Origin of the sequence: Desulfovibrio sp. 1188_IL3213 (genome assembly GCF_036763145.1) — a bacterium.
Lineage (GTDB): Bacteria > Desulfobacterota > Desulfovibrionia > Desulfovibrionales > Desulfovibrionaceae > Desulfovibrio.
Genome location: NZ_JBAIYR010000048.1, coordinates 1 through 10,094 on the forward strand (window position 1 = coordinate 1; position 10,094 = coordinate 10,094).

The window sequence follows — 10,094 nt, forward strand, 5'->3', positions numbered from 1 at the left end:
CTCCCTGCTGCACGCCGTGCGCCGCGCGGTAGCGGCGGGTGGGCCTTACGGAGAGTTTTCCGCCCCTGTTCTTTCCGCCATGCGCCTGCCGCGATCCTGCCAGGGGTATATATGGGGAACGCGTGGCGAGCTGCGCCCAGCATGGGCCGCTCTGGGGCTTGAGCCGAAAAACGTGCGCTTTGACGCCGCCTGCGGTCAGGATATTTCCTTGACCCTCACTTTTCCCTGACCATCAAGAAGCCGGGCATTTCTGCCTTGAAATGTCCTGGCCGCTTCGGTCAGATTTCATTCACTTCCGGCCATTCCGGGGTAACCCCGGCCACTTCGGATATTTTCAGACCACCCTGATTCTCCTCGCTCCATTCCTTCCCAGCCCGATACACTGCGGGCCAACGCCCGACCATTCTGGTTTTTTTGCGGCTTCGCCCTGCTGGCAAAGGGGCTTTCAGCATGCCCTTTCCGGGCCGATTGACGCTTCTCATCCACGTCAGTTTTCACAGACGCTCATGACGCATACATTTTATATGCGTTTATTTGTTTTTTAGACTTTTTATATATCTAGTATTTTCATGCGGTAATAAAAAATATGTCGCAAGATATAATAAGTTTTGCAATAAAAGCCGAAAAGCTATATAGACTTGGTTAGACTGGCGCCAGTTTCTGGTTCTTCCTGACTTTTTCTCCAGGTCTCTTCCTGTCCACCTCCTCTGCCACTGACCTCTCGCAGACCTGAACAGGCTCTGTTTTAGCTGTTAATCCATTGTCACTGACCTCGCGCAGGCCTGAACAGGCTGTGTTTTTGGCTGTTAATTCACAAAACTCACGAGTTCGAAGGGGCTGTCTATGAAAATGGGAATCATGAGCAAGATGATGCTCAACATCTTGGTTCCGTCCATGCTGGGGCTGACCGCAGTTTGTGTTTTCAGCTATTGGCGGGCGGAAACGTCTCTTACGCAACAAATTGCGCACGAGTTGAACACCGTTATCGACAAGCAGGTGCATGGTCTGGTCACCGTGCAGCAAATGACGCGCGGTCTCATGAAGACCAGCGCCCAATCCAACCATGTCAGGAATGCGCTGATTCGCCGGGGTGCCGGGGAGCCGACGCTGGAAGTGGTCTACGATGAGCCGGTTTCCAGCGGAGCGGACGTGCAGAGCGTTCTTGACAGCCTGACAGAGCACTTCGGCATTGTGGACGGCGCCGGTCTCCTTGATATCGACGGGCGGGTCATAGCCCACACGGCCAGAGATCTTGTAGGGCGGAACATGGGTGAGCGCAGATCTGTGAACGCGGCTCTTCGGGGAAGTATGGGCTTTGAGAACATTCCCAACCATGCGGGAGACCTCGCCACCATAATTACCACCCCTGTCATGAAGGACGGCAAGCCCTACGGCGTGCTGTACGCCTATATGAGCCTTGCCCGCCTGAGCGCCGATACCACAGACACCATCAAGATCGGGAAAGACAGCTTTTGTGCTGTTTACGACAGCGAGGGCAGGGTGCTCATGCACCCAGACAAGCGTTTGCTCGGGTCTGACAGCAAGCATCTGCCATTTGTCAAGGCGGCCTTGGCCGAAGGCAACGGCCGTGCGGTTTATAACCACGGCGATGCGGAGATGGTCGCCTATTACCGGCACATGCCGGAAAGCAACTGGCATGTGGTGCTTGTGGGCAACAGGGATGAACTGCTTGGCCCGGCCCGCAACCTGCTGAAAGAAAACATGCTTGTGGGTGGCATAGCCGTCATTGTGGTGGGTTTTATTATTATTGTTGTGTCGCGGGGTATTGCACGTTCCATCCGGGCTGGCGAAAATTATGTGCAGGCCGTTGCCGGTGGCAACTTCAACCCTTCACAGGAGGAAGAGACGGCGTTGGGAAGTGCGGCCAAGCGCAGTGATGAAATCGGCGGGCTTTCGCAGGGCATTCAGGGCATGGTGGGCAAGCTGCGCAGTCTGTTCCACGACAGTGAGGAAAAAAACCGTCAGGCAGAGTTTGCCAAAACAGAAGCCGAGGAAGCAATGGGCGAAGCCCAGGAGGCGCGCAAGCAGGCGGAAAATGCCCGGCAAGAGGGCATGCTGGCCGCAGCCGGACAACTGGAAGCAGTGGCAGGTATTATCTCGTCCGCGTCCACTCAGCTCTCCGCCCAGATTGAGCAGTCTGACCGCAGCGCCGCCGAATCGTCCCAGCGTCTTTCCGAGGCCGCTACTGCCATGAACCAGATGAACGCCACGGTTCGCGAAGTGGCGCATAATGCCGCCGCCGCCTCCACGGCTTCAAGAGAAACCAAGGAAAAGGCCCATGCAGGCGCTCAGATTGTGGAACAGGCCGTGCGCAGCATAGAAGCGGTGCGGCACGTTTCGGAAGAGCTTAAAAGCGACATGGCCGAGCTTGGCGAGCATGCCCAGAGCATCACGCGCATTATGAACGTTATTTCCGATATTGCCGACCAGACCAACCTGCTGGCCCTCAATGCGGCCATTGAGGCCGCTCGTGCCGGTGAGGCCGGAAGGGGTTTTGCCGTGGTGGCCGATGAGGTGCGCAAACTGGCTGAAAAGACGATGGCTTCCACCCACGATGTCAGCGCCGCCATCAAGGCCATACAGAACAGTACGGCAAAAAGCATGGGTTCGGCAGACAATGCCGTAAACCAGATTGCGCAGGCTACAACCTTTGCCAGCGAGTCCGGCCAGGCCCTGCGGGAGATCGTGGCTACTGTGGAAGGCACTTCGGACCAGGTCAATGCCATTGCCGCTGCCAGCGAAGAGCAGTCGGTCGCCAGCGAAGAAATCAACCACAGCATTGTGCAGGTAAACGAGATGGCGCGACAAAGCGCCATTGCCATGGCCGAGGCCGCGCAGGCGGTTACCGAACTGGCCGCGCAGGCGCACACGCTCAAGAATCTTATCGCACAAATGAAACTCGGCTAGGCCGGGCATATCCCGGTACGCCGCAAAAAGGCTTCCGCGCATAAGCGCGGAAGCCTTTTTGCCTGTATGTGAAAGCATTGCCTGTGCGTGGAAAATATAGCCCCGTTTCTTTTCTTGGAGGCGGCAAAGACTTTTTCAGGCATAAAAAAGAGGCGGCCGCCGGGGGCAACCGGCGGCCGAGAGAGGGAGGATGTTCCGATGGTTAGAGGTTTTGTTCAAAGGAGGAGGTTTTCGGGGGGGATCCGGATGTCCTCAATGGGGGCGGAGGGCATGCGGAAAGTTTGTTACTTTTTTACATATATCGTTACCGCCCGTCGGCGGGTTGGCTGGGTTGGCGACGCATTGCCGTTTTGTTCGGCTCAGCTGCTTCCCGCCCGGCTTTTTCAGGGCGGAAAATCTTTTGAATATAGCCCGTTACAGAGCGTTTTATTGTGGCCTGGACTCAACAAGTTCTTTATAATTGAAGTTCCATGGCGGCGTCGCGCACAGCCGAAATCTTGTTTATACAGCCTTGGCGCTTTTCTGCCGCTTCGCCTATGTACTTTCCGGTTTGTGCCTTTAATGGCCGGCCGGACTTGGAAGCCGATTTATGCGCTACGTAAAACATATGAAATTTGTATAAGGTAAATACGGTTCTGTTTGAAACCTTATTTGTTCTTTTATTTCTCTATGTCATTTTCGTAATCTTGCTTACAGAATAGCAATTGGTGTGCCAAAGTTTAGATATTGGGGTATTTTATAGTTAATATTTTGAATTTAAACAGTTTTTTTTGTTAAAACCGTTGGACGCAACGTTCCACTGCCTGTATTTTTTTTATACAGGTGTATTCGAAATATGTATAAATTTTAATCAGAAGTATGATTTTTATGCGCTGATTGCGTCGCGAAAACTGAAGCTGTCGTGAGGTATCAATGGTCGGCAGAGGCGTGGTGCCGGGGAGGAGGGGACAGAAAAGAAAGGCAAGTGGAGAGGGCGTGGGGCCGGAGCAGTGAAGACGCTATTGGGTTCCTTCCATAGTATTTTTTACGGTGAATTCCATGCTGCATCCTCTGCTGGCAAGGGTACCCAGGGGAATACCCACTTCGCGCCGCATGCGCTGGTCGGCATGAATGAGCATGGCCTGCAGTTCATCGCGCAGCACCTGAAGTTCGCGCCCCAGGCGGGGCAGGGTATCGGGTGATGTGCTGCGGTTATAGTTGAGCTCTTCCAGCTCGTTTTTTTTGGAGATAATGCGCTGCCGCAGGTCTTGTACCTTGGGACGGTACTCTTCCATAATGCTCTGGGCTTTCATGCGCTGGCTCGGCGGCAGGTAGTCCAGCCACACATCCAGCGGACCAGTAGCGGCTCGTGTAGCGGGGACGGGAAGCGCTTCGCCCTGCGGGCCTTGCGCTGAAGAATACGCGGGCAGCAGTGTGCCGCACAGAAAGGTCAGTAACAAAGAAGTCTTTCGCATGGCAAAATAGTTCCTGATCTTGCATCTGTGGCGTCGGCAAGTCAGACGCCGTATATTCAGGTCGAAAAACGGCAGATGCGCTGTCGTGGCAACGCATACTCCGCATCTTATGCGATTGCAAAAATCATGCAACTTTTTTTATGGCCCTTGGCCTGTGCATGATGACACTGTGCGCGCATGACGCTATAAGCACAGGCATGAGTTCGGCACACGACAACCCCGACGGCGAAAGCCGAAAAGAGCCGCCCCAGGGATGGGGCGGTCTGGAGCTTTATGCGTCCATGAAAGGCATGCGGAATGTCTCGCGCACGTCTATCGGCCTGCTTATGGGCGGCGCGGCTCTTGTGCTGGCCCTCATGATCAGCCTGCTGGCCTATATATCCATCGAGCGCAGCGAGGCAGCCATGGCCCGGCTGCTGGCAGAAAAAGGCTCTTCCCTTATTATCGCTTTTGAAAGCATCTTGCGCTCCGGCATGCGTAGCGAGGCGGGCGTGCGCCTGCAGGTGCTCTTGGAAGAAATGGCCGCAAGCCCCGGCATTGTTTTTGTCTCCGTAACCATGCCCGACGGTATCATTGTGGCGCACAGCAATCGTGTGCGCCTCGGTGAGATACTGAAAGTGGAAGACAGGGAGATGGACGAGTCCCGCATGCGCGACCTGAATCCGGGCATGCTGGCCCAATGGGGCATCATGCGCATGGAAGGCCAGCGGGTTTTTGTGGTTTACCGCCAGTTTTCTCCCGGCATGTCCGACCTGCCCAAGGGCTACCCTGTTCCCATCATTTTTCTGGGGCTGGAGATTTCTCCTTTTGAGATCACGCGCAGCCAGAACCGGGATTACGTAGCCATGCTTTCGTCCGTAACGCTTCTGGTGGGTCTGGCCTGCCTGCTGGCATTGTATTATGCCGAGCGTGCGCGCGAATCGCGCCAGCAGCAGCGCAAGGCCGAGGTGGAAGTGCGCCGTCTTGAGGCAGAGGTGCGCCGCAAGGAAAAACTGGCCGCAGTGGGCAATCTGGCCGCCGGGGTGGCTCACGAGATCCGCAATCCCTTGAGCTCCATCAAGGGCTATGCCACCTATTTCGGCCAGCGGTTTCCCGAAGGCAGCGAGGATCGCGCCGCGGCCAACGTGATGGTCAATGAGGTGGACAGGCTCAACCGCGTGATTATGGACCTCATCGGTCTTTCCCGGCCCAGCGATGTCTGCCCCCGGCCCGGCAGCCTCGCAAAAGTGGTGGAACATGTGATCCGCCTCATCAAGCAGGATGCCGAAAAACGCGGTATTGAGGTGGAATACCGAATGGCTCCGGGCGTGCCTCAGGCTATGATCGACCCGGAACGTATGGGACAGGCCCTGCTGAATCTTTGCCTGAATGCGCTGGACGCCATGCCGGAAGGCGGGCGGCTCACCCTTGCCGTGACATGGCACAAGAAAGGCGTTTGCCTTATGGTGCGTGACACGGGCGTGGGGATTGTCCCCCGCCAGTTGCCGCATATTTTTGATCCGTACTTCACGACCAAGGGACAGGGAACCGGCCTCGGACTGGCTATGGTTCACAAGATCGTGGAGGCCCATAACGGGGAGATCAGCGTTACCTCCCGTCAGGCGCAGCCCGGTGTGGAGGGAGAAACCATTTTTCGCATCTGGCTGCCGGAGGCCCGTCCGGCAACGCCGTCTTTTGTGGAACGCAGAAAAAGAAAGCGCATATGACCACAGGGCATAGCACGGCGCAGATGGCCGTTGCCCGGTGTGTCAGGAGGATTGTCAGCGTGATGAACAGCATTCTTGTAGTGGACGATGATGACGCGCACCGCGGCATGCTGCGAACCATGCTCCGTTCCTGGGGCTATACGGTGGATGAGGCTACCGATGGCGACGAGGCTGTGGCCCTTGTAAGAGAAAAAGCCTTTGACGCCGTGCTGACTGATGTGCGCATGGCGCGCATGGACGGCATACACGCGCTCAAGGGGATTCTTGCGTATAATCCCGCCTTGCCTGTAATTCTCATGACGGCGTATTCCTCGGTGGAAACCGCCGTAGAGGCGCTGCGCCTGGGCGCATACGACTATCTGGTCAAACCTCTGGACTTTGAAAGCCTCAAGCACTCTTTGCAGCAGGGCATTGAGCATTCGCGTCTGAGTGTTGAAAATCGCGAACTGCGCCGCCAGTTGACCAATGCCACGACCATGCCCGGCATCATCGGCCGCAGCCCGGCCATCCGGGCCATGCAGGAAATTATGGATACCGTGGCTCCCACCGAAGCCACGGTGCTCATTACCGGTGAGTCGGGTACGGGCAAGGAACTGGTGGCCCGCGCCCTGCATGGCAAAAGCCTGCGCGCCGATCAGCCCCTTATTACGGTCAACTGCGCGGCCCTGGCTGAAAACCTGCTGGAATCCGAACTGTTCGGGCATGAAAAAGGTTCGTTCACCGGTGCGGAGCGCCGCCGTGAGGGACGTTTTGCCCAGGCGCACGGCGGCACGCTTTTTCTGGACGAAGTGGGCGAGATGCCCCTTTCCCTTCAGGCCAAACTGCTGCGCGCCCTGCAGCAGGGCGAAGTGCAGCGCGTAGGCTCCGACACGCAGCTTACCGTGGACGTGCGCGTGCTGGCCGCCACCAACCGCGACCTGCGGCATGAGGTGGCGCAACGGCGCTTTCGTGAAGACCTGTTTTTCCGCCTCAATGTCATCAGTGTTGATGTGCCGTCCCTGCGCGAAAGGCCGGAAGATATTCCTGTGCTGGCGGCGTATTTTCTGGAAAATTTCGCCAACCGCAACCGCAAGGCCGTGCGCGGCTTTTCCGCCCAGGCGCTTGACATCATGCTGCGGCATTCTTGGCCGGGCAATGTGCGCGAACTGGAAAATGCCGTGGAACGGGCCGTTATTCTCTGTAACGGCGATCTTATCACCGCGCGCGAACTGCCTTCTGCGCTGTCCGAAACCATTGCGCCGGGCGAGCGCCCGGCCGAGGCGGATATTTCTTTGGCCGGGCTGCCCCTGGACGAGGTGGAACGCCGGGTCATTGAGGAAACGTTGCGCCAGACCGGCGACAACAAGAGCGAGGCGGCGCGCCGTCTTGGTATTACCCGGGCCACACTGCACAACAAACTGCGCAAGTACGAGATCGAATAGAGCGGCTTGACGAAAGGCGCTCGTGACGACACTGCCTAGAGCAGATTAACTTTGAAAATGTATATTCTCAAAGTTTAAGGCACGCTCACTTCGGCGTTTAACCGCGCAGATAAACTGCGCTTACGCCTCCGTAGCGAACGTCTGCTCACGCAGACGTCCGAGCAATTTAAAAGTTAAATTGCTCTAAAATCATATCGGAAGCAGCATGAGCAAGACACACGCCAAAAACGTCAACGACACGCATATCCAGGAAGACAGCCCCGGTCAGGAAAGGATGGAGCGTCTGGCGGATTTTTTTAATGAAGTTGGAATGCTGCGGCACACCCCGCGCACGGGCTATGCTTTCCTTGGCTCCGGCAAGGAAAATGTGGCCGAACATTCTTACCGGGTCAGCGTTATGGGCTATGTGTTGGCCCGCCTGAGCGGGATTGATCCGGCAAGGGTGACGTTTCTCTGTCTTTTTCATGACCTGCACGAGGCGCGCACCGGCGACCTCAACTACGTGAATCACCGTTACGGGCAATGCATGCCCCGCCAGGCGCTGGAAGACTGCGTGGAAGGCACGGGCCTTGAAGATGACGTGCTGCCTCTCTGGGATGAACTGGCCGAGAACGCAAGCCCTGAAGCCATGTTGGCCCATGATGCGGATCAGCTTGACCTTATCTGCAATCTCAAGGCGGAGTTGGACAAGGGAAACGCTTTTGCCGGGCAATGGCTCGAAAGTGCCGTCAAGCGGCTGCGCAGCCCGGTTGCCAGGGAATTGGCGGACGTGGTGCTGCGCACAGACCATAACCGCTGGTGGTACGGCCATGTGGAGAAAGAATGGTGGGTGCGCCGGGGCCGGGAATGATACTGATAGTCATTTCGACAAACCATAGAAATTACTTTACAAAATATTCCAATCTGCGCTAGTTTCGTCCAGTCCAGAATTGTAGAAAAATGCCGTTTTGGCGGCTTTGCGCCGGGCCATAGCAGGGGGGAGGCATGCACTTTCTGGGGGATGAAGCGGAAGACCGCGCTGAGGGGCATATGCGGTTTTCTGATGCGGGAGGCGTGGAGCCATGCTTGCCGGAGCTGGACCTGAAAAGTCGGGAAAGCTGCCGGATTCGGCGCTTGCTGGGCTGCATGGAACAGTATGACCGCACAACGTGGCTTTTGCAGTTTGAGTCATTTCTGCAAGAAGCCCTGCGAGTAGTGCGTTCGGATCAGATGGGGCGGCATTTTGCCGTTCTGCATGCCGATATGCAGGGCTTTCAGGTGCTCAACCGCGTCTATGGCGAACAGGCGGGCAACAGCATGTTGCGCGCTTTTGCCGCTTTCTTGCGGCATCTGGACTGCTATGTGTGCGGCAGCCGCATTTTTGCCGACCAGTTCGCCATGCTCTTTACGGTCCCCGAAGGCACGAGCCTTGAGGCCGCAGCCGGAAAGATCGTTGCCAAGGGCGAACTTTTTCTTGCGGAAAAGCGCAAGCTTCACCCGCGCAGTCATCTGGCTTTTGTGGGCGGTGTCTGCTCCGTGGAGGGCAAGCCCACCAGCCTGCACCCTCACGTCAGCCGGGCGGATCAGGCGCGGCGCGCGCTCAAGCCCACCTTGCGCTCGCGCGGCGGAATTTTTACCGATGCGATGGAAGTGCACCGCCTGCAGCGGCAGACCCTGTATGAAGACGTGATCAAATCGCTGGAATGCGGCGGCGTCTTTTTTCTTTTGCAGCCACAGGTGGACATCGCCACCGGCACGGTGGTGGGGGCCGAGGCCCTGGCAAGAATGCGCACCCCTGATGGCAGGGATATCATGCCTGCCAGCTTTGTGCCTCTGCTTGAAGAGTCGGGCGACATCATCAATCTGGATTTTCTCGTCTACGGGCAGGTGTGCCGCTACTTGCGGCAGCGCCTTGATGAGGGCAAGCCGCTTGTTCCCATCACTGTCAATGTTTCGCGCGAAAATTTCAAAAACCCTGCCTTTGCCGAAGAATTTCACGACCTGGTCTGCATGCACGGCCTTGAACCGCGCCATGTGGGGCTGGAGATTACCGAAAGCGTTTTTATCAAAAACCTCACGGAAATACGCGCCAGCGTGTGCCAGTTCAAACAGTACGGCTATTCCATCTGGCTTGACGATTTCGGTGCGGGCTATTCCAGCCTCAATGTGCTTAAAGAAGTGCCTTTCGATGTCATCAAGATTGACAGAAGCCTGCTTGGCTCCGGTGAAATAGCCTCTACCAACAAAAGCATTATCAGCAGCATTGTCCGCCTTTCCGGCGACCTGCATATGGAAGTGCTGTGCGAAGGCGTGGAAAACGCCGCGCAGCGCAATTTTCTTCTTGGTCTTGGCGGCATTCAGGCGCAGGGCTTCTTTTATGCCCGCCCGATGCCTTGCCTGGAGTTTGAAAAGCTTATGGAAAGCGGGGGCATGCTGAATCCTCCGCTGGACGGCACACGCTGAGGCATGCCGCCTGCGGGCAAGGCCCCTGTAAAGCCGAACGCCCTGCATGGCGGCGGGATGAAAAAAGGCCGTGCAGGGCGGTGCGGCTTCAGGACCAGCACGCTTTATGCGGCAATGCGGCTCAGCCGACGACCACTGTACCC

Annotated in this window: 7 protein-coding genes and 1 pseudogene; 6 read left to right on the plus strand and 2 right to left on the minus strand. The window is 56.8% G+C overall.

The features are described 5' to 3' along the window. Positions 1-229, plus strand: a pseudogene (locus V6C16_RS04195) (radical SAM protein); the annotation flags it as partial. Positions 230-278: 49 nt separating this feature from the next. Here the strand turns inward: V6C16_RS04195 and V6C16_RS04200 are convergent. Further along, complete coding sequence (locus V6C16_RS04200) at positions 279-452, minus strand: hypothetical protein (protein WP_333536517.1); 174 nt, start codon at positions 450-452, stop codon at positions 279-281. A gap of 391 nt (positions 453-843) precedes the next feature. Here V6C16_RS04200 and V6C16_RS04205 point away from each other — a divergent pair, with 391 nt between their 5' ends. Then, a complete protein-coding gene (locus V6C16_RS04205; RefSeq protein WP_333536516.1) occupies positions 844-2,928 on the plus strand; it encodes a methyl-accepting chemotaxis protein in 2,085 nt (694 codons plus the stop codon). A 998-nt stretch (positions 2,929-3,926) separates the two neighbouring features. Here the strand turns inward: V6C16_RS04205 and V6C16_RS04210 are convergent. Then, positions 3,927-4,382 carry a zinc resistance protein gene (locus tag V6C16_RS04210; protein ID WP_333536515.1) on the minus strand — a complete coding sequence of 152 codons (456 nt, stop codon included), beginning with the start codon at positions 4,380-4,382 and terminating at the stop codon, positions 3,927-3,929. A gap of 197 nt (positions 4,383-4,579) precedes the next feature. On the opposite strand from V6C16_RS04210, the gene zraS reads away from it, so the two are divergent. The 4 genes from zraS to V6C16_RS04230 all read left to right on the plus strand — a co-directional run bounded on the left by zraS (position 4,580) and on the right by V6C16_RS04230 (position 9,951). Continuing rightward, positions 4,580-6,088 carry a two-component system sensor histidine kinase ZraS gene (gene zraS / locus V6C16_RS04215; protein WP_333542797.1) on the plus strand — a complete coding sequence of 503 codons (1,509 nt, stop codon included), beginning with the start codon at positions 4,580-4,582 and terminating at the stop codon, positions 6,086-6,088. 62 nt (positions 6,089-6,150) lie between these two features. Continuing rightward, positions 6,151-7,509, plus strand: a complete 1,359-nt coding sequence (locus tag V6C16_RS04220) for a sigma-54-dependent transcriptional regulator (protein WP_333536518.1) — start codon at positions 6,151-6,153, stop codon at positions 7,507-7,509. A gap of 205 nt (positions 7,510-7,714) precedes the next feature. Continuing rightward, positions 7,715-8,359, plus strand: a complete 645-nt coding sequence (locus V6C16_RS04225) for an HD domain-containing protein (RefSeq protein ID WP_333536513.1) — start codon at positions 7,715-7,717, stop codon at positions 8,357-8,359. Positions 8,360-8,493: 134 nt separating this feature from the next. Then, on the plus strand, positions 8,494-9,951 hold the full coding sequence (locus V6C16_RS04230; protein WP_333536512.1) for a GGDEF domain-containing phosphodiesterase: 1,458 nt from the start codon (positions 8,494-8,496) through the stop codon (positions 9,949-9,951). The last annotated feature ends 143 nt before the right edge of the window (positions 9,952-10,094 follow it).

Bases quoted from the DNA above. Each gene is read 5' to 3' on its own strand.
- V6C16_RS04200 (WP_333536517.1), bottom strand. From the start codon at position 452: ATGCTGAAAGCCCCTTTGCCAGCAGGGCGAAGCCGCAAAAAAACCAGA.
- V6C16_RS04205 (WP_333536516.1), top strand. From the start codon at position 844: ATGAAAATGGGAATCATGAGCAAGATGATGCTCAACATCTTGGTTCCG.
- V6C16_RS04210 (WP_333536515.1), bottom strand. From the start codon at position 4,382: ATGCGAAAGACTTCTTTGTTACTGACCTTTCTGTGCGGCACACTGCTG.
- zraS (WP_333542797.1), top strand. From the start codon at position 4,580: ATGAGTTCGGCACACGACAACCCCGACGGCGAAAGCCGAAAAGAGCCG.
- V6C16_RS04220 (WP_333536518.1), top strand. From the start codon at position 6,151: ATGAACAGCATTCTTGTAGTGGACGATGATGACGCGCACCGCGGCATG.
- V6C16_RS04225 (WP_333536513.1), top strand. From the start codon at position 7,715: ATGAGCAAGACACACGCCAAAAACGTCAACGACACGCATATCCAGGAA.
- V6C16_RS04230 (WP_333536512.1), top strand. From the start codon at position 8,494: ATGCACTTTCTGGGGGATGAAGCGGAAGACCGCGCTGAGGGGCATATG.